We start from the raw sequence: 26,267 nt of genomic DNA on the forward strand, positions 1-26,267 counted from the left end.
ACGATCCTTAACCTTGATTCACTGAGAGGTTGCGATTAGATTGATTAGATGGTGTAGGCACCTACTGTCGTAATCAAGAGAGACATGACATGGCGTACTCGATCGAAACGCTGGAGATTGGCGAGGCGTTAAGCGGTAATTTCAGAGTTCACGCTCATTCGCATGACGAGAGTGGCATCCTGATCCCAGTGCACAACGCTTCACCGGAGGTTCTGGAGGGGCTCGTCCAGTCTTTCCTGCTTGTATCCAAGCTCTATTGCGAAAAGCTTGAGCCTGTGTCTGCCGAAGTTGTAGCGAAAATCGCAGAGATGTATGTGCCCAAAGCACCTGCGCCTTCGACTGTCCTGTTGCAAGCCAAGATGATGGCAGAAGCCAAGCGGAGCGTTCTGCAAAGCGGCGACTGGATCACCGCCAACGATATTGCTGAGTTAGCGAAATTCAGCTCGGCAAACCCAAGCACTCAACCAAGCAAATGGAAGCGCGAGAAACGTATCTTCGCAATCCGTCATAACGGAATCGACTACTTCCCGATCTATGCCTTGGATGAGGATACAGGGTACCGTCCCTATGCGGGTTTGAAAGACATCATCCAGGTACTGGAGTCACGTAAAGACGGTTGGGGCATGGCCTACTGGTTTGCCTCTCTCAACGGCCGTTTGGGCTCCAAGGCCCCTAAGGATCTGCTGAAGACCGACCGAGGCCGCGTGTTAGCCGCCGCTAAAATCGAGGTGGCTGGTATTACTCATGGTTAGTCGTACGCGCCCCGCTGTACCTGATGGAGAGCTTTACCTCACCTACACAACCCTCCCGGCGAAAAGCATTCTTCACCGGGTGCATCAGCACCGGTTTGAGGCTAATCAGTTCAACCCCACTGGCAGCGGAGATGCTCGGTTCAGCCCCATAAGGAGTGCTGCCGGCCAAATCATCCCCACCCTCTATGCCGGCACCACCTTCCATTGCGCTGCCATGGAGACTCTATTCCATGAGATCCCGTATGCCGCTGGTTTCAAAACCCATCAGCGGAGCCTGATGCAGGGTAACGTTCACTCTCGGATCAAGCTAAGCGCTGAACTAACACTGGTGGACCTCTCCTCCAAAGCTCTGCGGCAACTGGGGATTGAACGGTCTCACCTGATCGACACCGACTCTGACCACTATCCCTATACCCGGCAATGGGCAGAGGCTATCCATAGGTTTTCGCCACATGCCCAAGGCTTGCGCTGGGTCTCGAGGCAAGATGATACGGCGGCCGCTGTAGTGCTATTCGGCGATAGAGTGATCTCAGAAGACATAGCCCTGCACTCACCAAGCCGGGACGTGCTGCAGGATCCGGCGACTTTCGACGAGGTGGTAAAGCTCGCGGCTTTGATCGGGGTGCTGCTCCTCGATTCTTAGCGATACAAGCGACACAAGTACCAGCTTTGCGTCACCAGCTGCACAGAAGCAATGTGCGCTATCGCCGAAAAGCCAACAAAAAAGGGCGACCCTTTCGGATCGCCCTTCATGTGCCCCGATCACCGGAGCTGGAAGCTGGTAGGCACAATTGGACTCGAACCAACGACCCCCACCATGTCAAGGTGGTGCTCTAACCAACTGAGCTATGTGCCTGCTGTGGCGCGGCATTCTACGGATATTGAAGCGGCTGTCAACCCGCAAAAGCCAGCTGGCGATCGCTGTCATAAAGCCATCATCTTGGACTGTTACAAGGCGTAGTCTTTTTGCGCTCAAGGCCGCACGCCGTGTTCAGATTCCGTCGTAACTCCACTGCTCCACGTCGCCTGTTTCTACGTAAGGTCAGTATCGGGCTGCGCCTGTTTGGCGGCTTTGCCGTCTGCGCGCTGTTGTTAGCCAGCCTGGGGGTGTTCTGCCTGGGTGAAATTCACGCCATCCGCGCCCAGGCCGAGCTTATAGAACAGGGGCCGCTATCGAGCATCGCCCAGGCAGACGCCATCGCCCTGGACCTCGGCAAGCTTCGCACCGAAGCGGCGTTGCTGCTCAGCTCGGCCAACGACCCGGGCGAGATGGTCAATCGGCGTATCGCGGTGGAGCAGCTCGCTACCTCCCTGGAACCCGCTATCAGCGATTACCTGGATAGCCTGCACGTCGGTGCCGAGCGCGATTCGGTGCTATTGCTGCGTGACGCTTATGTGCCCTTCCTCGCCACAGTGAAGGACGCGATTGCGCTTATCGACCAAGGGCAAGCGGCGACAGGCGTCAGCAAAGCCAACGAGGCGTTGAGCCTTCAAGGTGGCTTGATGGACATGCAAGTGCAGCTGTTGCGGGAACTCAACAAACAGACGTCCGCCGAAGCGGTACAGCACGCGGCGAAGCAAGCTGAACGCAGCGAATTGATCGTGCCGGTGGCCACGGCAGCGGCGTTGCTGCTGATGCTGTTGCTGGCCTGGCGGCTCACGCTAAGTATCACCACTCCGCTACGCCAGGCTGTACAGGTTGCACGAGGTGTGGCGGCGGGCGACCTGCGGGTGTCAGCAGCGGTGGGGTGCGTGCAGGGCAACGACGAACCCGCTCAGCTGTTGGCGACCTTGGGGCATATGCGGGAACAGTTGCATGAGCTACTCAGCCAGCTTGGCCAGAGCGTGGACCGCCTCAACAGCGCGGCGCGGGATATGGGCGAAGTAATGCAAGGCAGCGCAAGCGACTTGCAGCTGCAATACACCGAGATCGAGCAGGCCGCCACGGCCGTTAACCAGATGAGCAGTGCCGTGGAAGCGGTGGCGGCGAACGCGTTGTCCACGTCGGACGCTTCCCGCGACTCGGCGACCGCAGCGCACCAGGGGCAAGCTCAGCTGGACGCCGCAATGGGTGACATCGATCAACTTGCGGGGCAAGTGGAAAGCGCAGCCACCCAGGCAAGGCAGCTTGCCAGCCAGACGCAGAGCATTCACAAGGTACTGGACGTGATTCGAAACGTGGCAGAGCAGACCAACTTGCTGGCCCTCAACGCAGCCATCGAGGCGGCCCGCGCGGGCGAAGTAGGCCGAGGCTTTGCGGTGGTGGCCGATGAAGTGCGTGGGTTGGCCCACCGTACTGGCGCCTCTACCCGGGAAATCGAACAGATGATGAGCGAAATTCGCGGAGGTACCGAGCTGGCTGTGAAGGCATTGAGCGACAGCGCCACCCAGGCCGGCCGCACTCGCGCCCGCGCGCAAACAGCCCGCAATACCCTAGGCACCATCTACGAATCGGTGGCGGGTATCGACAGCCGCAACCAGTTCATCGCCGGCGCCGCCGCTCAGCAGGCGCAGGTATCGCGCGACATCGACAATACGCTGTCGAAGATACGCGACCTGTCGCTGCAAACCGCCAGCGGCGCCACCGACACCCGTGCTGCCACTGAAGCCCTCGGGCGGCTGGCCAGTGAGCTGAAACAAATGATGGGAAGGTTTTCGCTGTAAGCGCCATTCCTGCAGCACTTCACTGCGGAATGGCGCTCGACAGTTTCTCAAGCAGCCAGCGTACCCGCAGCAAGGCGAGCCGGCAGGCTTTCGCCGGCCCCTGCCCCGACCAGGGCCCATAACAACAAGCGGCATTTGCGCGGGCACAACTCGCCTGCCATATGAATGCCGTGCCGCTGCAGGTCGATCTCCCCACCGGCGAACCCATAGGTATGGAACGCCGTGGTGCCAGCACCGGTGCGGCTGGCGACGATAACCGGCATGTGCCGCGCCGCCAGCGCCAGTGTGGATACCCACCCGGACGGCACATGCCCGGCGCCAAAGCCTGCGATCACCACACCGGCGTAACCTGCGCGCAAGGCGCCTTGCAGCAGCTCCGGCCCCTCCCCCAGCGTGGCTTCGATCAAGGCGACGCGTTGATCGAAGCGCTGCACCACCAGCGGCTCGGGCAATGGCGCAGGCGGGAGGCGATAGCGGACCCGCCCTTCGATCACATGGCCGATCGGCCCGGTGTTGGGCGACGCAAACGCCTCCAGTGCCAGCGCGTTGACCTTGCGCACGTCCCCCGCCTGGTGCACCTGCCGGTTCATCACCACCAGCGCGCCGCGGCCGATGCTGGCGGGGTCGAGCGCTACGCGGGCGGCGTCCAACAGGTTGGCCGGGCCATCAGCGCCCACGTCATCCGCGCCGCGCATGGCACCGGTCAGCACCAGCGGAACGGGCTCGGCCCATTGCAGGCCGAGCAGGTACGCGGTTTCTTCCAGGTTATCGGTACCCTGGCTAAGCACTACCCCTGCGGCACCGGCGCGAACCTGCTGACGAGCCCACGCCAGCGCCGCCTGAACCTGCTCGAAATCCAGCGAGGGGCTGGGCACCAGGCACAGGGTGTGAGCCTGCACCCGGGCCAGGCTGGCCAGTGCCGGCGAGCGTTCGGCCCAAGCCTGGGCACCTACCGCTGGCACGATCCCCTCCGCGCCCTCACGGGCCGCCATGCTCAACGTGCCGCCCAAAGCCCCGAGCGCGAGGCGTGGCAAGCTACTCATGAATTCACCAGCCAGCCCACCAGGGGTACCAGGGACACAACACCGATGGCCATGCTTAGTACATTCCCGACATAAGGGTGCACATGCGCTGGCAGGCGACCGCTGATTGCCACAGCCAGGGGTGGCATCAATAGCGCGCCCAGGAGGGCGCTCAGGGCAATCACCGCAGGCGCAGGGCCCAGCACGAGGATGCAAGCCGGGACAAGCGATACCAGAGGGATATAGGTGGGATACCAGCCCCGCTCTGCCCATTGGTGGCGCCATATCCATACCCCAGCCGCTGAGGCCAAGGCCTGGCCCAGCACGAGTTGAGGCAGCCAGCCTGAACCGTAGAAAGGGCTGGCCGGGTTGAGCCACCAAGCCAGCAGTGCCCCTCCAATCAGGCCAGCGCTTGCCCATTCATTTCCGTAAAAAGGTGCCTCGGAAAAGTCCGCGAGCACGCGTCGCACACCCCAGCGCAGCCCCTGCCGTTGTGGTTCACGTAGCTGCGGGGCAGCAGCTGGCGTGGCAGGTGCCGATACCAGTACCGGCCACCGCCGGCACAGTTCGAACGCCACCAGGCTTGCCACGGCCATGCCCGCCACGTTACCCACTACTACCGGCAAGCCGAGCGGCACACACACGTAGGCCACCAGCAGCAGGCTGGCCGGCGTAACCAGCCACGCGCCCATCAAGGCGCCGCTGAGTGCCACGCGCCAGCCTGCGCCGTGCAGCAACACAATGGCCGCCGGCAGGGAAACGAAGGCAACGAACGTGGGCTGCCACAGGCCTTCATTCAGCGCCCAGCCCCAGGTCAGGTTGCCCAACAGTAGCCCCAGCGTGGAACTGAGCAGCACCCAGGGCCAGCGGCCACTGCCATACGCGATCGGGAAGCCCTGCCAGCGATTTCCCCTCTGCCCCATCCACCAGGCGAGCAACCCGCCGGCGATCAGGCCTAGTGACGCGAACTCGTGTTTATAGAAGGTCACCTCGCTCATATCCCCAAGCACCCAGCGCCACCGAGCCGCTGGATGATCGAGATGAGACATCATTTCTGCATAACCCGGCCAAGCCAGGGACGCACCTGCCGTGTCCAGCAGGGCCAGGCCTGCAAGTACGCTGATCACCGAAGCAGTGATCAGGGCGACCATGAATAGAGAAATGCCGAAAGTCCCGATTTTCCTATCAGAAACGTGCATGACCACTCTCCTCAGCGCGGCATCATCGGGTGGTGCCGGTAGCCCAGCATCGGATCGTAAAGGTCGGTACGCCGGTCCCGTGGCAAGTCGTTCAAGCTGTTCCAGATCGGAGCGCTGCGGGCGGATACGAGGTCGATGTCGGCGTACAGGATCGTCTCCTCTTGCGCACCGGCCACTCGCCCAAGGGGCCATCCGTTGGTGCCTGCAATCAGCGAGCATCCAAGGAAACGATCTCCCCGGTCGCAACCAACGCGGTTAGCCGCCGCAATGAATACGTTGTTAGCGTGCGCCGCTGTGATGGTGAGGTAGCTGGCCATGCATTTGCCGGCTTCATCGAACAACGGCGGCGGCGTCCACACCCAGTTGTTCAGGCTGCAAATGATGTCGGCGCCCTGTAAGGCCAACAGCCGGGGCACTTCTGGAAACCAGACGTCCCAGCAGATCATCAGGCCGATTCGGCCGATGGCCGTTTCGAATACCGGGAAGCCCAGGTCCCCCGGGCGGAACCAAAGCTTTTCAGCATTCCAGAGGTGCGCCTTGCGGTATTTACCTATGTACCCCTCGGGGCCGACAAGCACTGCCGTGTCGTAAAGCCGGGCACCCTCACGCTCTGCCACCCCAGCGGCCAGATAAACGCGGTGCTTGCTGGAAAAGGCCTCCCAGCACTGCACGCTCGGCCCCTCGGGCACCGGCTCGGCGAGGGCATAGGCCTCGGTTCGGCCACGGAAGGCATAGCCCGTATTGCAAAGCTCGGGTAGCACGATCAGGTTCGCACCGTTCGCTACTGCGTTTTCGGCGAGCGCCAAGCCTTGAGCCAGGTTGGAAGGGCCGTTGTCGACCCCGCATTGGGGGTCGAACTGCACTACCGCGACGCGTACGGGGCTGATGGCAGGGTCAGAAGGCGGGTTCATGAGAGGAACTCTTATTCGAATGGATGGATCACCATTTGATACGCATCCATAAGGATTTGAAACCCGCCGGTTTCTGAAGGGCTTGTGCGAAATGTCTGGGAAGAAGAGCGCTCCCTTTAATCCTGGGGTTCGTAGTACCGGGGATACCTTTCTAAGGAGAAGCCCCCCTCAAAAGCGGCACCGGTATTACTGGCCAGATGAATCACTGCATCAACAGCCCGGCGAAGCGCAGGCTCGGTCCAACCGGCATCCGCGCTATAGCCCTCCCCTGCGAAATAAAGATGCGCCTGGCCAGAATGGTTGCGGTTGAAGGCCATTAGCCGCACGACATCGCCATAGGTTCCGGCGCGGTACAATCTTGCGCACCCATGTGAACTAGGATCGTTCAGCCATCGCTGCACGCGCGCATTGGATACATCCACATAGGGGGACACTGGTTTTCCAATGTTTGTACACCTAATAAGGATTCGGTCCAGCTCGGCTAAACATCGCTCGACCAGATCCACATCACTGAATGCCATCAGCTTATTAGCGTCGTCTTCCCATGTGTAGCTAAGCAACAGACAATCGGTTTCATACCCAGGCCCGTACTGGTAGGCGTAAACATCATGAATAAAGCTGTCCGTTACCATGATCTGCGGAATGGCCTGCCCCTCTGTCAAAAAGGATTTGTCGAGCGGCAGATACACTTTACAACTGCTTTCCCAATGCGCTTGCTTGCAAGCGTCGATGAATTCGAACGGAAGAACGTCGGCGTCGAAACCTTCCACCTGCACCTGCGTTTCCAAAACCCAGGACGGAATGGTTATAACGACTTCGTCGAACTCTAGTGAGGTGCTACCGTCCGGCATCTCCATTGCCACCTCGACCGAGCCTTGGAGATGGCGACGGATGCCGGTTACGCTCGTACCCATATAAAGGCCGTCGGGCCTGGTTTTGAGATGCTGGTAAAGCGATTCGTTTTTTTCAGGAATGGGTAGGTACATCATGGCGTCATCGAGCGCCGCTATACCCAGCCATGCTGGAGGATCAAAAGCCATTCCTCGCGAGTCGGTTGGATGTACTGAATCAGGTGGAGCAGGTAGCGGGTGTTCCCTTGAATCCACGCGGCCGTGTACCAACTGAAGATTGCTGCTGAACCCAAAAATCGCCGTACGGATCGGGTACAGACAACACACGTCGTAGAAAGCCCCCCAGCTACCGTCTCCGATGCCGATTGAATAGAAGATTCTGGACTCTTCTCGACTCATGCCTAAACCACCAAAATCAGCCGAGATAGTCACCTTTTCAGGCGTCGGATCAAGTAACACCAGTTCACGAAAAGAAAGGGAAGCGTAACGATCAACCATTGCTGCCCAAAAGCTTTCCCACTTCGAAGTACCGAAGTACTGAGCAACGACGTTGCAGATCCGCTTGGCAAAGCGAAGCCACTTTTCATGGACCCTATACAAGGTATCCGTAGGCGGCGGTACATCTCCCGTCGGGTTGTCCCAGAGCAGCATCTTCGGAACAGATCCCTCAAGGCAGCCGTCACGCAGATAGATTCCGGTCTGTGTTACCCATGGTGTCCCAGGGTTAGGGAAGTTTGAAGACTTCAGGTCAAACAGTCCGGCGTAATAAGCCATGAGCGATCGCCCGTCCTTTACCGGTTCACCAGTTAAATTAAAGAACGGCATACGCATGGCCCCCATCTCGAATGGCGAGCCGCCGTCTTTATCAACGAGGGTCAAATGGCGTCCCCCCAGGCGGGTGGATTGTTCAATCAGGGTGACACGTTCGAACCCCATCCGAACCAACTCACGCGCAGCACAAAGTCCTGCAATGCCGCCGCCAATAATTGCTATGCGTCGCTGAGGGTCGGCGGCCGCCCCGATCCCCCCGGGCTGCTCCAATAACCTACGGTAGTCGAAACAAAGGTCCGGGGGATTTGGATAGCGGGCGGTCCATGAGTCCGGCTCAGGCGTGTGCCCTCCAAGATGTGCGGGGTGATCGAAGCTTGAACCAATAGTCATGCATGCTCTCCTTGCAATCAGTGTGTCAGGAGCGCGTTTGTACGGCTTATCGGTCGTGCGCAAACGGTATATAGGTACACCGTCTCGCTACTAATCATTTTCCGCCTCATTTCGCTTGGTGACGGGCCCGCCCCTCCCACGGAGTAGAAATGCCCCCACAAGGTCGTAGATCTTTGCCGAACCAGTGTGGACAGGAAAACTCCTGTAGGACATTTCCCAAACACCTCCGGCGCCCTGTCCCCTCCCCGGCGCCGATGGTAAAAAAACGTTCCTTTTCTTCAACAGGCATCGGCCCATGTTGTTACCGCAGGTCAGAGCGATCCTTGGCTTTCTCAATACATGCAGGGCTCATCGCCCCTACCCGCAACGGCCGTTCGTGGCCTTGCTCGAGCGCATCGCGAAAGGGTGCCTGCGGGCGGGCATCGCGATATTCCTGATCACGCTGGCCATCGCCGCATGGGCCTGGCTGGGGCAGCCGCTGGGTGGCGTGCTGCGGTTCATTGGCGTGTTCACCGGGCTGGCCAGCATGGTGCTGATACTGTTGGCGTTGTGCTTCCCCATAGTGGCTGCCGCCGTATCGCTACGGTTCTGGCGGAGCGATACGCTGGTCCAGATGCTCAGCGACTTCGACATCCAGGCCAAATACGTTCAGACGTTACTGGGCCACACCACACCCCACCTGGAGCAGGCGCAGCTGCTGTTGGCCCAGAAAGTCGCCCGGCTCGAACGCCGTGCAGCTATCGTCGTAGGCGAAAAGGTTGCAGTGTTTACCCTCATCGCCACAGGCTTCGCCGCCCTGCAGGCATTGGGCGGGTTCGACTTCATACGCGCTGCGCTGACCCAGGGGCTGACGCAGTCCCCGCTCATGCTCGGGCTCACGATCGTGTCGGCGCTACTGGTAGGGCTGGCGGCGGGAAGCCTTGCGCTGCGCCTGCTCACCGATCGTTATCGCTACGAGCTCGAGCTGCTCGACCTTGCCTTGCAGGCCCGCAAGGTCAGCGAAGCACGCCCATGATGCCGCCCGCCTGGAGGGTGCAACCCAGGGCGCCTGGAACAGTCCTAACGCCAGCACCTTTGGTTTTTCAAGGCACAGCCACATGGCATCGACCCCTGCTGGAAAGCGCCGCCGCTGGCTGGCCCTCTCGTTCCTTGCCCTGTGCATCGCGGTAGGCACGCCCTACGGATGCTCACGCCTGGCCTACAAGGAGCGCGAGCTTATCTTTAACATCGAGCCCGGGCCGGCCAGCTGGTTCAGCGGCGTGCCCAAGGGCATGGTGGAGATGAACATCCCGGTAGCGGCCGACCTGGCAAGCGACCGCCAGTACCTGCACGCGTGGTGGTGGCCGGCGGCAACGCCGGGTGCGCCCGCCGCGCTCTACCTGCACGGCACGCGCTGGAACCTCACCGCACAGCTGCGCCGCATCGGCCAGCTTCGGGAGATGGGTTTCTCGGTGCTCGCCATTGACTATCGCGGCTTCGGCGAAAGCCCCGGCACGCTGCCCTCCGAGCGCAGCGTGTATGAAGACGCCCAGGCCGCCTGGAGTCGCCTGGTGGCCCTTCAGCCCGACCCGGGCAAACGCTTCATCTATGGCCATTCGCTCGGCGGTGCGATCGCCGTGGAGCTGGCAGAGCGGATCGGCGAGGGGGAAGCGCCGGCGGCGTCCGGGCTGATCGTGGAATCCACCTTCACCAACATGGCGGACGCGGCGAAGGCGGTGATCGACACCTCGCTGCCGATTCGCTGGATCCTCTCGGAGAAATTCGATTCGGTCGACAAGATTGCCAACATCGGCATGCCGGTGCTGATCGTTCACGGCACCGACGACAAATACGTACCGGATCGCTTCAGCCAGGCCCTGTTCGCCGCCGCCGTGGCGCCCAAGCGATTGCTGCTGGTGCCGGGGGGCACGCACAACAACAGCATGGGCGTGGGCAGCCGCGAATATGCACTGGCCGTGCGCGAGTTGTTCGGCGTAAGCGCGGCGCGCAACTAACGCAACGGGCGGCAGTCAGTAGCTCAACGCCCGGAGCGAACGAATGATGACCGAACCAGACCGCGACAAAATCGACCCGCACCACTCAGAGCATGACAAGAAAACCCCCGGCCTTTCGCCAGACGAAAAACAGGAAGTTGACGAAAGTACCCCGCCTCGCCCGGCAGTACTTCACGAGATCATCCGCAGCCAGGGCGACCACGAACTGGAGCGCAGCGTAGCGGCGCTGTTCTGGTCAGCGCTGGCGGCAGGGCTCACCATGGGCCTGTCGCTGATGGCCATGGGGCTGCTCAACGCGCGGCTTCCTGATGGCGACCCCAGCCATGTGATCGCCAGCTTCGGCTATTCGGCGGGGTTCCTGGCGGTGATCCTGGCGCGGCAACAACTGTTCACCGAGAACACCCTTACCGCCGTACTCCCGGTAATGACCCACCCTACCCTGGCCAACGCCGGGCGGCTGTTACGGCTGTGGGGGGTGGTACTGGGCGGCAACCTCATCGGCACCTTGCTGGTGTCCTGGGTGATGCTACGGCTGCCGATTTTCGATGCAAGCACCGATGCAGCCTTTCTCGACATCGGCCGCAAGGTCATGGAAAACGCGCCCGGGCAGATGTTCTCCAAAGGGATCATCTCAGGCTGGATGATCGCCACTATGGTGTGGATGATCGCCGCGCTCGATAACGCGCGCATCTGGATCATCGTGATGATCACCTACCTCATGGCGCTCGGCGATTTCACCCACATCGTGGTAGGCGCCGCCGAGGTGTCGTACCTGGTGTGGGCGGGCGAGCTGCCATGGAGCGAGTTCTGGCTGGGCTTCGCCGGCCCGACCCTGGCAGGCAATATCATCGGTGGCAGCTTCATCTTCGCGTTGATCAGCCACGCCCAGATTCGCAGCGACGCCTCCAGCTCGCCAGGGAAGTGATCACGGGCGCTGGGCCGTTGCCGAGCTGGCCTCGGGCGAGCCCACCGGTTCGGATTCACGCCACCATGGGGTGCCACGCTGAGGCCGGAGCATGTCGAGACGCTCGCCCAACCGTGGGGTCGCCAATGGCACCCCCGCAGCATCGGCCAGGCGAGTGATGCGCTCGAAAGGCTCCTGCCACGAATGGATCGACAGGTCGAAGGTCCCGTTGTGAATCGGCACCATCCAGCGACCGCCCACGTCCTGGCACGCCTTCAGGCTTTCTTCCGGCTGCATGTGCACGTTCGGCCAGGCGACGTTATAGGCGCCGGTTTCCACTAACGCCACATCGAACGGCCCATAGCGCTCGCCGATCCGCTTGAAGCCATCGAAATAGCCTGAGTCGCCACTGAAGAACAGCCGCCATTGCGGGGCTATCACCACCCACGACGCCCAGAGCGTCTGGTTGCTGTCGAACAGCCCGCGGCCGGAAAAATGCTGGGCCGGCGTGGCAGCGAAACGAACGCCCGCCACTTCGGTTTCTTCCCACCAGTCCAGCTGCCGCACCTTGGCCTTTGGTGCGCCCCACTCCACCAGTGTGTCACCTACGCCCAACGGCGCCAGAAACTGCTCGGTCGTGGCCGCCAACGCCATTACGCTGGCATGGTCCAGATGGTCGTAGTGGTTATGGGACAAGATCACTGCCTTGAGCGGCGGCAACTCGGCCAATGCGATCGGCGGTTCGTGGGAGCGTTTCGGGCCGGCCCACTGCACCGGCGAAGCCCGCTCGGAAAACACCGGGTCGGTGAGGAAAAAATCACCGTGGCTCTTGAACAGCAGGGTGGAGTGACCCAGGCGCCACAGGCTGTTGTCCGGCGCGTCGAGCAGTGCCTGGCGAGACAACGGCTGCACGGGCAGCGGCGCGCTTGGGCGGGTTTCGGGGGGCTTGCGCAACAGCAGGTACTTGAATCCGATCCGCACTTTTTTCCACACGCCATCCCGCGGGAGCACGGTCAGGTTCTGGTATCGGCCTTCCTCCCAGCGTGAGCGCGGCAAGGGGCTATCGTCTTCACTGGCATTCAAGGGAGGCAGGGCCATCAGTAATAGCGCTCCGGTCACAAGGATTGATTTCATTCGGCCTCCGGAAGGGGGTTGGGCCAGGTTGGGCCGAGCATACAGACCCCGCCTGGCCAGCGCACCTATGCGGCCCGCAACCCAAGCCACGCGGCCGGACAGTCGGTCGGTTTTACCGGGAACCTCTATGCGCAGCGCTACGTCGAGATAACTACGAACCTTGCGCGCGCAGGCTCACCTCGCCTTCTATAACAAATGAAGAACGGTCGCTCACATCGGCCAGCTGGTGAGCGCCCACGGCTCTGTAAAAGGAAATGGCCGAAAAATGGAAACCAACGCGTCCGTGGTCAGCCCTCAGCCTCAGTTCATGCGTACCCGGCGATTTTTGCTGATCGTGGGTGCGATCTTTGCCGTGATCTTTGCCGCTGCGTTGATAACCCTCTTTACCCTGGCCCGGCGGCTGGATGTCGCCGATGTGCAAGAGAGCCAATTCTTTACTGAAAAAGCCCTTGAATCGCGCCTTGCCACCAACCTGGCCATGGTGCAGACCAATGCGATCTGGGACACCGCCTACGAACAACTCGCAGCCGGCCCACTGAACCGCGCCTGGGCATTCGATGAGCGCAACATGGGCAGCGCGCTGTACAGCACCTCCGGTTATGAAGGGGTGTTCGTGATCGACCGGCGCGCCACGCGCTATGCGCTGTACAAAGGCCAGCCGAGCGAAGCCCCGTTCGCCTCGTTCATTGATACACGCCAGGCCGACATCGTGGATGCCGCCCTTAATGCAGCGCCTCAGCGGGAGGGCATCAGCCGATACGTGCTGCTCAACGGCTGGCCGGCATTGCTGGTGGCTGCGGCGATCCAACCCGATAGCCCAAAGGCCGGCCTGGATTTGCGGCAGTTGCCAGTACTGGTGCTTGTCGACCAACTGACGCCTGAAAAGCTTGCCTTGCTGGGCGAGAGTTTCGGCCTGAAGAACCTTAGCGTCGATCGCCAGCCCGGCAAGCGCGCCAGCATGCAACTGGACCACACCGGCTTCTACCTGACCTGGGCCCAGGCCGAACCTGGCCGAGAGCTGTTATGGAGTGTGCTGCCGGCGCTGTTGACCATTGGCGTCATCCTCACGCTGCTGCTGGCCTACTTCTTTTACTTCGCGATTCGCGCGTCCCGGCACATTGACGAGCACGTTCGGGGCCTGCGTGCCAGTCACCGGGCACTGGCCGCCAGCGAGGAACGCTTCCGCGCGGTGGCCGAGGCCGCGTCGGATTGGATCTGGGAGGCCGACAGCCGAGGCCGGCTGACGTACTTGTCTGGCCGCTTCGCCGAGGTGACCGGCTACGGTGTAGAGGCCTGGATGGGGGTGCCAATCGATCAGTTACTCAGTTGCGAGACCACACCCATCGGGCCATGGCTCGCCTCCTTGCCTGAACATCCGCACAACCCGCCCAACCTGCGGTGTGCCTATCGGGACAACAATAACGACCGCCGCCATTGCCGCGTATCGGCGCGGCCGATCCTCGAAGGCGGCCAGGTGCTTGGCTTTCGCGGCACGGCCAACGACATCACGGAGGAAGTGGCCGCCCACGCGCAGATTCAGCACTTGTCCTTGCACGATGCGCTTACCGGGTTGCCCAACCGCAACCTGCTGGGACGTTACCTTGAAGAGGCTCTGGCTACACGTCATGAGGGCCCTCCCCTGACCCTCTTGCTGATCGATCTGGACAATTTCAAGCCCATCAACGACAGCCTTGGGCACCCCGCCGGTGACGTGGTGCTACGGGAAATCGCCAAGCGGCTCAAGGCCTGCACCCGGGACCTGGACCTGGTGGCACGCCTGGGCGGGGATGAGTTTGTGCTGATCCTCTGCGGCCCGGAAAACCGCTTCGAGATCGACCGCTTCTGTCAGCGCCTGGTGGAAAGCCTTCAGCAACCTGTGGGTTATGGCGAGCACAGCCTGCACGTAGGGGCCAGCCTGGGTATTGCGCAAAGCCGCCTGCAGGGCTACGACAGCCAGGAGCTGATTCGTTGCGCCGACATCGCCCTCTACGAAGCCAAGGCCGAGGGAAAAAACACCTGGCGTTACTATTCCGAGCAAATGAGCGAACAGATCCAGCACCGCCGCCGCCTGGAAAGTGAGCTTCGCCTGGCAATACGCAACAAAGAGTTCGTACTGCATTATCAGCCGCGCTATCAGGTCAACGGTCTGGCGATTGTTTCAGTAGAAGCCCTGGTGCGCTGGGACCATCCCATCGATGGGCTGATCGGCCCTGATACGTTCATTCCGCTGGCGGAGCAGTCCGAGCTGATCGTGCCCTTGGGCCGCTGGGTGCTGCAGGAGGCCTGTGAAACGGCGTGCAAATGGCCACAGCCCTTGATCGTGTCGGTCAACCTGTCGCCAGCGCAGTTCGCCCGCAGCGATGTGGTCAAGGATGTCCGGGAAACCTTGATCGCCACTGGCTTGCCGGCACAGCGGCTGGAGCTGGAAATCACCGAGAACGTAATGCTCACGGCCATCGACAATGCGCTGGCCACCATGACGGCCCTCAAGGAGTTGGGGGTGAAACTGAACATGGACGATTTCGGCACGGGCTATTCGTCACTGGGCTACTTGCGCGCTTATCCATTCGACAGCATCAAGATCGATCGCCGGTTCATTGCCGCGCTCAATGGCAGCAACGCGGCAGAAGGCGACCGCGCCGTGGTGCGCGCGATCATCAGCCTGGGTAAGGCCATGGGCATGACCGTGACCGCCGAGGGCGTGGAAACCGAGCAGCAGTTGGACGTACTGACGTCCGACAAATGCCATGAGGTGCAGGGTTATTTCCTCAGCCGCCCCATCGACAGGCAGGCTTTGGAAACGCTGCTTCAGCGGCAGAGCGAATCTGCCATGCCCGACCGTGCCACTGCCCGCTAAGTGCCGTTGAACCGGCGTTGCTTACAAACCCTGGCGGCATGGTTACACTGTGCCATCGAACGTTTTTGAGCAGTGGCCCATGGCGACCAGCATCAATGAAGATGTCGCCCTGATCGGGCGCATACAGGCGGTACCGGCAATGCTTCGTGTGGTATGCGAAACCACAGGCCTGCGTTTCGCCGCCGTGGCCCGCATCACGGATACCCATTGGACAGCCTGTGCCGTGGATGATCGGCTTGGCTTCGGGCTGGCCCCGGGCGACGAGTTGCCACTCGATACCACGCTGTGCGATGAGATCCGCGGTAGCCACCGCACCATCGTGATCGACCATGCCAGTGCCGATCCGGATTTCTGTGACCACCACACGCCCCGCCTGTATCGCTTCGAAAGCTACGTATCCGTGCCCATGTTCCTGCCGAACGGCACGCTGTTCGGCACCATCTGTGCCTTCGATCCCCTGCCGGTTGCGCTTCGCCAAAGCACCGCCCCGGCCATGATCGAATCCTTCGCCAGGCTGCTGACCGTGATGATCGAGGCCGAGGGGCATCAACGGCGTACCGAGCGAGCCCTGTCGGACGAGCAGGAAACCGCCGAGTTGCGTGAGCAGTTTATCGCAGTGCTGGGGCACGACTTACGCAACCCTCTGTTCGCGATCAACGCGGGTACCGAGCTGTTGCTGCGGCGGGCACCAGATGACCGCGCCCGTAATATCATCGAACACATCAGGTCCAGTGGGCAGCGGGCGGCGCGCCTCGTGGAGGACGTGCTGGACTTTGCCCGGGCACGCCTGGGCGGCGGCATTACCGTAAAGATTGAGCCGTGCCCGGACCTTGCCGATGCGCTCCGCCAGGTAGTGGCCGAACTTCAAGGCATACATCCTCAGCGCGTGGTACAGCTGGAAATCGGCGCGGTGGATGGCGTTTATTGTGACCGTGAGCGCGTTACCCAGCTGGTATCCAACCTGGTGAGCAATGCGTTGCTCCACGGCGCGCAGAACGAGCCGGTGACGGTCACCGCCACCCGCGACGAGCAAGGCCTGCGCATCAGCGTTCACAACATGGGCGTGCCAATGGACAGCCAGGTGCTGGCGCAGTTGTTCCGGCCGTTCTCCCGCAGGGGCAGCAACCGCCCCGGTAATGGCCTGGGCTTGGGCCTGTACATCGCTTACCAGATTGCCGTCGCCCATGGCGGCACGCTCCAGGCAAGCTCCAGCGCCGAGCAGGGCACGTTGTTCACTTTCAACCTGCCCACCCCCGCCTGATCCGGCCGGCCCTTCGGTCGGCTCATGCGAAAAAATCTAAAGCACGTGGATCCGGTGCCGATGCCCTGACATCTTTCTTCCAGCTATGGTCAGGGTGCGCCCAATGTTCAATAAGGGACTGAAAACAGAATTGGCAGCCTTGCGCGAGGAAGTCGCGTCGGTTCAGCAGATCAGAGACGGCCTGGATGCCGACATGATCATTATCCGCATTGACCCACACGGCCGCATCGAGCACGTGAACGCGAACTTCGAGGCGGAGATGCTCTATCGCCGCCAGGACCTTATTGGCAAGGCGCTGGAAGAGATCGTGCCCGACCATGTGAAGCGCGACGATTTCCACCTGCGAGCTCGGCAGGCACGCGAACGTGGCGAGCATTTCAGCGGCGCGTTGCGCCTGCTGCGCCGTGATGGCCGGGAAGCCTGGCTGCGCGCGCTGATGATTCCGTTCAGAACGGGCGAAGGCGTGCTTACCGGTTTCAAGCTCTATGCCAACGATCTTACCCGCACCATCGAAACCTCCCGTGAACAGGAAGGCGTGATCAAAGCGCTGCTGCGCTCCACTGCGGTGATCGAATTCGACCTCCAGGGCAACGTACTCACCGCCAATGATCGCTTTCTCCAAGGCATGGGTTACCGCCTGGAGCAGATCAAAGGCAAACACCACCGTCTGTTTTGCACCGCTGAAGAGGTGAACTCGCCCCGCTATCACGCCTTCTGGGAACAGCTGCGCCGGGGCGAGTATGTGGCCAGCCGTTTCGAGCGAGTGGATAGCCATGGGCGCCCCGTGTGGCTCGAAGCGTCCTATAACCCGGTACTCGATGCCAACGACCGGCTGGTGAAGGTGGTGAAGTTCGCCACCGTGATCACCGATCAAGTGAACCGTGAGAAAGCCGTGGCAGATGCCGCCAACATCGCCTACAGCACCTCGGTGCAGACCGACACCAGCGCCCATCGCGGCGCCGATGTGGTTCAGCAGACCGTTGCGGTGATGCGTGACCTTGCCCGGCATATGCAAGAGGCGGCAGAAGGCATCGAGGCGCTCGACCAGCAGAGCCAGATCATCAGCACCATCATCAAGACCATCAGCGGCATTGCCGAGCAAACCAACCTGCTGGCGCTGAATGCTGCGATCGAAGCCGCCCGGGCCGGCGAACAGGGACGTGGTTTTGCCGTGGTGGCCGATGAGGTTCGCCAATTGGCCTCACGCACTACCCAGGCCACCGCAGAAATCGCCAGCGTGGTGCAGAAGAACCAGAAGCTGGCCTCGGACGCGGTAACCGTGATTGCGACCGGCAAGCAACAGGCACAGGACGGGCTCGCGCTGGCCGGCCAGGCCGGTAACGTGATCGTGGAGATTCAGGACGGGGCGCAGAAGGTGGTGAGTGCGGTCTCGCAGTTCGCCACCCAGCTGGGCAAGTGATTTCAGCCTTGCCGATACGGCAGGGCCTCACGCGCCTCCACCGCGTATTGCGCGACCCCTTCGCGTTCCCGCTCCAGGAACTCACCGACCGCCGCCCGTAAACCGGGGTGCAACAGGTAATGCCAGGAGCGGGTAATCACCGGCTCGAACCCCCGGATCAGCTTGTGCTCGCCCTGCGCCCCGGCATCGAAACGCGCCAGCCCCATGGCGATGGCCTGGTCCATGCCCTGATAGAAACAGGTTTCGAAATGCAGCCGATCAAATTCGGCCAGGCAACCCCAATAGCGCCCATACAAGGTGTGCTCATCGACCAGGCAGAACGCCATGGCCACCGGGCGACCAGCCTGATGCGCGAACACCACTCGAATGGCCTGCGGCATACGTTCGGCCAACAGGCTGAAGAAGGGTCGCTCCAGATAAGGCGCCTGGCCCCTTACCTCGTAGGTATTGGCGTAACAGGCATAGACAAAATCCCAGTGCGCCTCGCTTAGCTGGCCACCCTCCAGCCATTCGAATTCAAAGCCCTGGGCCGCTACCTGCTCACGCTCCTTGCGCATTTGCTTGCGCTTACGGGAGCTGAGGGTATCTAGAAAATCCTGAAAGTCCCGATAGCTACGGTTATGCCAGTGATATTGGCAGCCCAGCCGCTCCAGCCAGCCCGGCTCTTGGGCGATGCAGGCATCCAGGCCAGGCTCGGTGAAGTTCACATGCGCGCCAGAATAGCCACTGCTGGCCAGATACTCAGGCAGGGCCTGCAGCAATTCCACGCCATGTTCAAGGTGTTGGGCCAGCAGGCGGGGGCCGGTCACCGGGCTGAACGGCACCGCGCAGAGCAGCTTGGGATAGTACGCAAGCCCGGCGCGGCGGCAGGCGTCGGCCCAGCCGTGATCGAATACGTATTCACCATAGGAGTGGCTTTTGCGGTAAGCGGGTAACGCCGCTCGCAAGTGCTCCCCTTCCCACAGCAGCAAATGCTCGGCTCGCCAGCCGGTTCCCGGGCCTACACTGCCGCTCGCTTCCAGGCTGCTGAGAAAGGCGTGCCGCAAGAACGGCTGGGCGCCTGTCAGCAAGCCATCCCAAGCGGCAGCCGGGACCTGCTCCAGGCTGCTCGCGATCTGTACTGTCATAACCCTCTCCCCCACGGCCCGTTGCGCCGAGTATTGCGTAAAAGCCCTGCGCATTCCCAGTGAAGCCCTACCGGCGGCAGGGCATGCAATAGCGGCACTTTGCCCTTGCCTGACCTACAACCCTTGTGCTAGAGCCACCGACGCCGCTGCGCTTGTCATCATTCTGCCATGTTGGCGCCACTCGCCTGTCACATTCGGCCGCAATACTTGCGCCAATTTTCAAAGACGGGGAGCCCAGTGCATAACCCCGCGGTGCCGTCCTTCTGGACCTGAATTGGGGTGAACCGCATCCCGCCTTTAACCAGGGAGAAACCTATGCGTCTTGTTTCAACACGAACCGGAGCCGGCGTTTGCGCGGCCATGTTGCTGGCCACCAGCCTGCCCGCAAGTGCTGCCGTTGATGAGAAGCTGCTGGAGATACTTCGCGCCAACGGTTCGATCAACGCTGCTCAGTACGCCGACCTGCAGGGCGAGCTGGCGCGCGACAAGCAGGCGCAAGCGCAGCAGGTGGCTGCGGCGCAGGAATCCAAGAAACAGGAATTGTCAGCCTTCGAACAGAAAGTGGCCTGGGCGGCGAAAACCCAGATCAAAGGCGATGTTCGCCTGCGCTACGAAGACCAGAACACCGACGGCGCCGCCAGCAACAGCGGCAAGGACACCGACCGCCAGCGCGTACGCGCCCGCTTCGGTGTGTACAGCGAAATCAACCCGCAAGTGGACGCCGGCATCCGTCTGGCCACCGGCAGCAGCAACGATGCCCGCTCTACCAACGAAAACCTGGACAACTACTTCGTCAAGAAGAGCTCCTGGGTTGACCTGGCCTATCTGGACTATCACCCCACTGCCCTGCCCAACCTGCACCTGATCGGCGGCAAGATGGCCCAGCCGTGGGTAAACATGGGCGATGTGATCTGGGACGGCGATATCAACCCTGAAGGCCTCACCGCTACGTACAAGCATGCCATTGGCAGCAAGTCCGAGCTGTTCGGCAGCGCAGGCTATTACAACCTGAAGGACAACGTGGACGGCGAAGGCGTACAGTTCCGCCACGACCTGAAGATGTACGCCGGCCAACTGGGCGGCCGCTTCGGTGTGACCGACAACCTCAAGCTCACCGTGGGCGGCAGCGTGTACGGCTTCGACGGCGACGAAGACACCACCACCCTGTCCGTCAATGGCAACACCGCTGGCCAACAACAGCAGTTCAAGCTGTATGAAGGCTTCGCTCAGATGGACATCACTGGCCTGGCGATCCCGCTGGCGGTGTATGGCCAATACGTGAAGAACGCGGACGCCGTGAACGACCAGGACACCGCCTGGCTCGCCGGTGCCAAGACGAAGCTGTTCGACAAGTGGGGCCTGGACTACAACTACCGCGACGTTCAGCGTAACGCCGTTGTGGGTGCGTTCACCGACTCGGACTTCGGCGGCGGCTACACAGGCGCTCGTGGCCACAAGCTGAAAGTGTCGTATGACATCGACAAAAACTTTGCCTTGGGCGCAACGTACTTCATGGCCGAGTCCGACACCTACGTGGCGAACAAGACCAACGCCGACGTAGACACCCTGCAAGTGGACCTCGAAGCGAAGTTCTGATGCGGTTGTAACAGGTTCGCGGGCTTCGGCCCGCGAACTGTCCAATCACCGCTTGCGCAGGATCACGCTACCGATCGAATACCCTGCCCCGAACGAGCTCAGCACGCCGAGGGCGCCGCTGGGCAGATCATCCTGGTGCTTGTGCAAGGCAATCACCGAACCGGCCGAACTGGTGTTGGCGTAGGTATCGAGAATCACCGGTGCTTCTTCCGGGCTGGCGTCACGGCCCAGCAGCTTTTTCACGATCAGGTGGTTCATGCTCAGGTTGGCCTGGTGCAGCCAGAAGCGCGACACCTTGCTTACCTCGATGTCATTCTCTTCCAGGTGCTTGCCGATCAGTTCGGCCACCATCGGGCACACTTCGCGGAATACCTTGCGACCTTCCTGCACGAACAGCTTGTCGTCGGCGCCCACGCCTTGCGCCTCGGCGCGGTTGAGGAAGCCGAAGTTGTTGCGGATGTTGTTGGAGAACTGGGTCAGCAGCTTGGTGCTGAGCACTTCGAACTGATACGGCGAGGTAGCCAGGTCGGCACGCTCCACCAATACCGCCGTAGCGGCGTCACCGAAAATGAAGTGGCTGTCGCGGTCGCGGAAGTTCAGGTGGCCAGTGCAGATTTCCGGGTCTACTACCAACACCGCGCGGGCCTGGCCAAGTTGCACGGCGTTGCAGGCTGTTTGAATACCGAAGGTGGCCGACGAGCAGGCCACGTTCATGTCGAAGCCGAAGCCCTGGATGCCAAGCGCCTGTTGCACTTCGATAGCCACGGCGGGGTACGGGCGCTGCAGGTTGGAACACGCCACGATCACCGCGTCTACGTCCGCCGCAGTGCGGCCTGCGCGTTCGAGGGCCTGGCGGGCGGCGGCCACCGCCATTTCGCAGAGGATCGACGGCTCGTCGTTGCTGCGTTCGGGCAACCGCGGCACCATCCGCTGCGGATCGAGGATACCGGCCTTGTCCATCACATAGCGGCTTTTGATGCCCGAAGCCTTCTCGATGAACGCGGCGTTGGATTCGGCCAGCGCTTCCTGCTCGCCCCGGGCGATCGCCTCGGCATGGGCGGCATTGTGCTGGTGTACCCAGGTATTGAAGGACTCCACCAATTCTTCGTTGGTGATGCTCTGGGGCGGCGTGAACAACCCGGTGCCACTGATAACGACGTTATGCACGTTCGTTCCTCTGAATAATGGGCGCCTGATCAGGCAATGACCGGCAATTTTGCCATATCTGGAACGAACGTGCCCGCTTGCCTCAGGCCTCCACCATTGCCCATTGCCTGGCCAGGCGCTTGTCGGATACAGGTACCTTCGTTCCCAACTGTTGAGCGAAGAGCGACACGCGATACTCCTCGAGCCACCAGCGGTACGTCATTAGTTCAGGGTCGCGTTTGCCCTCCTGGGCATGCTTGGCGGCGCGGGCCTGATACTGCGCCCACAGCGTGCTCAGCTCGCCGCTCCATACCCGATCGCGTTGCACCTGGGCACCGATCTTGTCCAGGCGCAGCTCGATCGCCTTGAGGTAGCGCGGCAATTCCTTGAGCCACTGCGCTGGCGTTTCCCTCACGAAACCAGCATAGACCAGCCCGGCCAGCTGTTGCTTGATGTCGTTCAGCGCCACGGCCTGGGCCAGGTCTATCCGGCCCTTGAAGCGCTTCTGCAGCCCGTGCCAGAGGGTAAGAATTTCCAGCACCAACCGGGACAGGCGTTCGGCATGCTCCGTCCAACCGCCGCGTTTGCGCTCGGCCAGGCTGGCCAGCCCGGCACCGTCGCGCGGCAAGGTCGCCTCACCTTCCAACACACAGCTGTCCAGGCTGGCCAAGAGGATGTCTTCCACCAGCGCTTCGATGCGGCCCAGGTCCCGGTACAGCAGGCCCATCTGGGTTTGCCCGGGCAGCTTGGATCGCAGGAACCGCGCAGGCTCTGCCAACTGCTGCAACAGCAAGCGCTGCAAGGCCCTGCGGTGTTGGTAATCAGCTTCGGCGGCAGTGGAGAAGCGCCCTTCGCGCACTTCACCCTGCTCTTCCACCAGCGCGGGGTAAACGGTCAGTTGCAGGCCGGCCACGCTGTGGCGGGCGGTTTCGGCCACCGCGGAAAACGCCTTGGCCTGCACCGGCCCGGGCTCTCGGGCGGCGGCCGGCATGGCGAGCGCCGCTTGCCCGGCTTCGGCGAAGCGTGCCATGAGCGCATCGAGGTCGCGCCCTTCACCGAGGAACTTGCCGTTGGCGTCCACCACCTCCAGGTTCATCCGTAGGTGCCCTTCGAGCTGGCGCTCGGCCTCGGCCCAATCGTCTTCATTCACCCTCGCGCCGGTCATGCGGGTGAGTTCGGCGCCCAGCGCCTGGTGCAGCGCGCCCTGGCCGAACACCATACGGGCCAGCGCCGCCTTCACGAAGTCCGGCACCGGCACGAAGTTCTTGCGCACCGCCTTGGGCAGGTTTCGCACCAAGGCCACGCAGCGGGCCTCGATCAAGCCAGGCACCAGCCAGGCCAGCCGCTCGGCCGGCAACGTGGAAAGCAAAGGCGCGGGCACCCGCAGCGTTACGCCGTCGCGGGGGTTGCCGGGCTCGAAGTGATAGCTGAGCGGCAAGGTCAGGTCGCCTACCTTGAGGGTATCGGGGTACAGCGCCGCGGTAACCTCACTGGCCTCCCGCGCCAGCACGTCTTCCTCGCGCATGATCAGCAGGTCAGGTTTTTTCTGGCTTTCGGTGCGGTACCAGCTGTCGAACGTGGCGGTCTGGTGAATGTTCTCCGGCAGCCGCGCCTCGTAGAAGGCGTAGAGGGTTTCTTCATCGGCGAGGATGTCCCGCCGGCGCGCCTTGGCCTCCAGCTCATCCAGCCGTTCGAGCAAGGCCCGGTTGGCGCTCAGGCAGCGGGCACGGGACTGAATCTCCCCGCGCACCAGCCCTTCGCGAATAAACAGCTCGCGCGATGCCACCGGGTCGATAGGCCCGAAGTGCACCGGGCGACGGCCGACGATGATCAACCCGTAGAGGGTCAGTTGCTCGAAAGCCACCACCTGGCCGCGTTTCTTCTCCCAATGGGGCTCGAAATGGTTGCGCTTGATCAGGTGTTCGGCCAGCGGCTCCAGCCACTGGTTGTCGATCTTGGCCACCACGCGTGCATAGAGTTTGGTGGTTTCTACCAGCTCGGCGGCCATCAGCCATTGCGGGCGCTTGCGGCCTATGCCGCTGGACGGGTGAACCCAGAACCGCCGCTGGCGGGCGCCGAGGTAGTCGCCCTCCTCGGTCTTTTGGCCTACCTGGCTCAACAGGCCCGAAAGAATGGCCCGGTGCAGCTTGGCGTAATCCGCAGGCTCCGGGTTTACCGGCAGTTGCAGTTCGCGGCAGATCAACGAGAGCTGGCGGTGCGCATCGCGCCATTCGCGCAGGCGCAGGTAATTGAGGAAGTTCTTGCGACACCAGTTGCGCAGCGGGTTGGAGCCCAGCGCCTGGCGTTGTTCCTCGAATCCGTTCCACAGGTTGACCAGCCCGGCGAAATCCGAGTCCACGTCTTTCCATTGCGCGTGCGCCTGGTCGGCCGCCTGCTGGCGCTCCGGCGGCCGCTCGCGGGGGTCTTGCACCGAGAGCGCGCTGGCCACGATCAGCACTTCGGCCAGGCTACCCTGCTGCGCGCCTTCGAGCAGCATGCGCCCCAGGCGCGGGTCCACCGGCAGCCGCGCCAGCTGCCGGCCCAGCGGCGTGAGCTGGTTTTCGCGGCTTACCGCGCGTAACTCCTGCAGCAGGTTGAAGCCATCACTCACCGCCTTGCCATCCGGCGGCTCGATGAACGGGAAGGCATCGATCGCGCCAAGGCGCAGGTGCAGCATCTGCAGGATCACCGCAGCCAGGTTGGTACGCAGGATCTCCGGGTCGGTAAACGCCGGCCGGGCGTTGAAGTCTTCTTCGCTGTACAGCCGCACGCACAGGCCCGGCTCTACCCGGCCGCAGCGGCCCTTGCGCTGGTTGGCACTGGCCTGGGACACCGCTTCGATGGGCAGGCGCTGCACCTTGGCGCGGTAGCTGTAGCGGCTGATCCGCGCCGTGCCGCTGTCGATCACATAGCGAATGCCGGGTACGGTGAGCGAGGTTTCCGCTACGTTGGTGGCCAGCACCACGCGTCGGCCCGGGTGCGACTGGAAAATACGCTGCTGCTCGGCGGGCGAGAGCCGCGCGTACAACGGCAGAATCTCGGTATGGCGCAGCTGTGCCCTGCGCAGGTATTCCGCCGCATCACGAATTTCGCGCTCGCCCGGCAGGAACACCAGTACGTCGCCTGGGCTTTTGCGTTCCTGGCGCTCCAGCTCGGCGAATTCTTCCAGCGTGGCCAGAATGCCCTGGTCGATGCTGAGGTCTTCCTCCACCGCGTTGCCGTTTTCGTCCTGCTCGCCCACCAGAGGGCGGTACCAGACGTCTACCGGGAAGGTGCGCCCGGACACCTCGATCACTGGCGCGCCATCGAAGTGTTGCGAGAACCGCTCCAGGTCGATGGTCGCCGAGGTGATGATGACCTTCAGGTCCGGGCGCCGGGGTAGCAGGGTTTTCAGGTAGCCGAGCAGGAAGTCAATGTTCAGGCTGCGCTCGTGGGCTTCGTCCACGATAATGGTGTCGTAGCGCTCCAGAAAGCGGTCGTGCTGGGTTTCGGCCAGCAAGATACCGTCGGTCATCAGCTTGATCAGGCTGCTTGCGCTTGTCTGGTCCTCGAAACGCACCTGATAGCCCACCAGCGCGCCAAGGGGCGTGCCCAATTCCTCGGCTACCCGCGTGGCCACGCTGCGCGCGGCGATCCGGCGCGGCTGGGTGTGAGCGATCAGGCCCGCCTGACCACGGCCCAGCTCCAGGCAGATCTTGGGCAGCTGGGTAGTCTTGCCCGAGCCGGTTTCCCCGGCGATCACTACCACTTGGTGCTCGGCGATCAGCTTCTTGATTTCGTCGCGCTTGGCGGCGATCGGCAATTGATCGTCGTAGCGGATGCTCGGCACGCTGGCCCGCCGCGCTTCCACGGCCGCGCAGGACGCCTGGTAGCGCTCCAGCCAGCGGGCCATTTTGGTTTCGTCGGGCGTTTTGCGCAGTTCGTGCAGCTGGCGCCGCAACCGGTGGCGGTCCGCGGTCTGGGCGTGGTCGAGGTTACGTAGCAGCGTATCGATAGAAGGCGTGGGTTCGGTCATCAGTGTGGCCCGGGCGGGCACGGCAATAAATGTGCGAAGGATTGTCGCAGATTTGCCCCGGTTTCGCGCCTGTTCGAAATGTTTAGCCAGCCTGCAACCAAAGATCGCCGAATACCCGTTTAAGGCACCGAAGCGGCCATGGGAGTATCCGGGCATGATTTCGCCCGCGCCCTGCCCCCGCTCTACCACTGGCCCTTCGGTTTCGAAGCGTGGCGGCCATCCCGGCGAAAATCCCCTGTTCAATGTGATCCTC

General features: G+C 62.1%; 17 protein-coding genes, 1 tRNA gene and 2 pseudogenes. 11 read left to right on the forward strand and 9 right to left on the reverse strand.

What is annotated here, in order from left to right:
* The first annotated feature begins 89 nt into the window (after positions 1-89).
* Together LG385_RS15025 and LG385_RS15030 are read left to right on the forward strand one after the other, a co-directional pair.
* A complete protein-coding gene (locus LG385_RS15025; RefSeq protein WP_225774947.1) occupies positions 90-752 on the forward strand; it encodes a hypothetical protein in 663 nt (220 codons plus the stop codon).
* A complete protein-coding gene (locus tag LG385_RS15030; RefSeq protein WP_225774948.1) occupies positions 745-1,395 on the forward strand; it encodes an RES family NAD+ phosphorylase in 651 nt (216 codons plus the stop codon). The genes LG385_RS15025 and LG385_RS15030 overlap by 8 nt, the downstream gene beginning before the upstream one ends.
* 136 nt (positions 1,396-1,531) lie before the next feature.
* Here the strand turns inward: LG385_RS15030 and LG385_RS15035 are convergent.
* A tRNA-Val gene (locus LG385_RS15035) sits at positions 1,532-1,608 on the reverse strand.
* Between the two features lie 131 nt (positions 1,609-1,739).
* Here LG385_RS15035 and LG385_RS15040 point away from each other — a divergent pair.
* A complete protein-coding gene (locus tag LG385_RS15040) occupies positions 1,740-3,416 on the forward strand; it encodes a methyl-accepting chemotaxis protein (protein WP_225774949.1) in 1,677 nt (558 codons plus the stop codon).
* A 47-nt stretch (positions 3,417-3,463) separates the two neighbouring features.
* Here LG385_RS15040 and LG385_RS15045 read toward each other — a convergent pair whose 3' ends face one another.
* From LG385_RS15045 to LG385_RS15060, 4 genes are all read right to left on the reverse strand, one after another.
* Complete coding sequence (locus tag LG385_RS15045; protein WP_225774950.1) at positions 3,464-4,459, reverse strand: asparaginase; 996 nt, start codon at positions 4,457-4,459, stop codon at positions 3,464-3,466.
* Positions 4,456-5,637, reverse strand: a complete 1,182-nt coding sequence (locus LG385_RS15050) for a hypothetical protein (RefSeq protein WP_225774951.1) — start codon at positions 5,635-5,637, stop codon at positions 4,456-4,458. The genes LG385_RS15045 and LG385_RS15050 overlap by 4 nt, the downstream gene beginning before the upstream one ends.
* Before the next feature lie 11 nt (positions 5,638-5,648).
* Positions 5,649-6,548, reverse strand: coding sequence for a nitrilase family protein (locus LG385_RS15055; RefSeq protein WP_225774952.1), 900 nt, complete (start codon positions 6,546-6,548; stop codon positions 5,649-5,651).
* A 116-nt stretch (positions 6,549-6,664) separates the two neighbouring features.
* Entirely contained in the window at positions 6,665-8,560 is a 1,896-nt protein-coding gene (locus LG385_RS15060) for a flavin monoamine oxidase family protein (RefSeq protein ID WP_225774953.1), read from the reverse strand.
* A 295-nt stretch (positions 8,561-8,855) separates the two neighbouring features.
* Between LG385_RS15060 and LG385_RS15065 the strand changes: the two genes are divergently transcribed.
* The 3 genes from LG385_RS15065 (at position 8,856) to LG385_RS15075 (ending at position 11,479) form a co-directional block, all read left to right on the forward strand.
* Positions 8,856-9,575, forward strand: coding sequence for a hypothetical protein (locus LG385_RS15065; protein ID WP_225774954.1), 720 nt, complete (start codon positions 8,856-8,858; stop codon positions 9,573-9,575).
* 82 nt (positions 9,576-9,657) lie between these two features.
* Positions 9,658-10,554, forward strand: a complete 897-nt coding sequence (locus LG385_RS15070; RefSeq protein ID WP_225774955.1) for an alpha/beta hydrolase — start codon at positions 9,658-9,660, stop codon at positions 10,552-10,554.
* Between the two features lie 43 nt (positions 10,555-10,597).
* The gene (locus LG385_RS15075) at positions 10,598-11,479 is read left to right on the forward strand and encodes a formate/nitrite transporter family protein (protein WP_225774956.1); all 882 of its coding nucleotides are present in this window, start codon (positions 10,598-10,600) and stop codon (positions 11,477-11,479) included.
* Here the strand turns inward: LG385_RS15075 and LG385_RS15080 are convergent, their stop codons facing one another.
* Positions 11,480-12,592 (reverse strand): MBL fold metallo-hydrolase, encoded by a 1,113-nt coding sequence (locus LG385_RS15080; RefSeq protein ID WP_225774957.1) that lies wholly within the window; start codon positions 12,590-12,592, stop codon positions 11,480-11,482. It abuts the gene before it with no gap.
* A 265-nt stretch (positions 12,593-12,857) separates the two neighbouring features.
* Here LG385_RS15080 and LG385_RS15085 point away from each other — a divergent pair, with 265 nt between their 5' ends.
* The 4 genes and pseudogenes from LG385_RS15085 to LG385_RS25795 all read left to right on the forward strand — a co-directional run.
* The gene (locus tag LG385_RS15085) at positions 12,858-15,449 is read left to right on the forward strand and encodes an EAL domain-containing protein (protein ID WP_225774958.1); all 2,592 of its coding nucleotides are present in this window, start codon (positions 12,858-12,860) and stop codon (positions 15,447-15,449) included.
* A gap of 79 nt (positions 15,450-15,528) precedes the next feature.
* A complete protein-coding gene (locus tag LG385_RS15090) occupies positions 15,529-16,710 on the forward strand; it encodes a GAF domain-containing sensor histidine kinase (RefSeq protein WP_225774959.1) in 1,182 nt (393 codons plus the stop codon).
* Positions 16,711-16,903: 193 nt separating this feature from the next.
* Positions 16,904-17,590: pseudogene (locus tag LG385_RS25790) on the forward strand (PAS domain-containing protein); the annotation flags it as partial.
* 111 nt (positions 17,591-17,701) lie between these two features.
* A pseudogene (locus LG385_RS25795) lies at positions 17,702-18,130 on the forward strand (methyl-accepting chemotaxis protein); the annotation flags it as partial.
* A gap of 2 nt (positions 18,131-18,132) precedes the next feature.
* On the opposite strand, the gene LG385_RS15100 reads toward LG385_RS25795, so the two are convergent.
* Positions 18,133-19,257: a GNAT family N-acetyltransferase gene (locus LG385_RS15100; protein ID WP_225774961.1), complete on the reverse strand. Its 1,125-nt coding sequence runs from the start codon at positions 19,255-19,257 to the stop codon at positions 18,133-18,135.
* A gap of 315 nt (positions 19,258-19,572) precedes the next feature.
* Here LG385_RS15100 and LG385_RS15105 point away from each other — a divergent pair, with 315 nt between their 5' ends.
* Positions 19,573-20,853 carry a putative porin gene (locus tag LG385_RS15105; protein ID WP_225774962.1) on the forward strand — a complete coding sequence of 427 codons (1,281 nt, stop codon included), beginning with the start codon at positions 19,573-19,575 and terminating at the stop codon, positions 20,851-20,853.
* A 45-nt stretch (positions 20,854-20,898) separates the two neighbouring features.
* On the opposite strand, the gene LG385_RS15110 is transcribed toward LG385_RS15105, so the two are convergent.
* Entirely contained in the window at positions 20,899-22,020 is a 1,122-nt protein-coding gene (locus tag LG385_RS15110; protein ID WP_181115088.1) for a beta-ketoacyl-ACP synthase III, read from the reverse strand.
* Between the two features lie 82 nt (positions 22,021-22,102).
* On the reverse strand, positions 22,103-26,014 hold the full coding sequence (hrpA, locus tag LG385_RS15115; protein ID WP_225774963.1) for an ATP-dependent RNA helicase HrpA: 3,912 nt from the start codon (positions 26,012-26,014) through the stop codon (positions 22,103-22,105).
* Between the last annotated feature and the right edge of the window lie 253 nt (positions 26,015-26,267).

Origin of the sequence: Pseudomonas sp. Marseille-Q5115, assembly GCF_916618905.1 — a bacterium.
GTDB lineage: Bacteria > Pseudomonadota > Gammaproteobacteria > Pseudomonadales > Pseudomonadaceae > Aquipseudomonas > Aquipseudomonas japonica_A.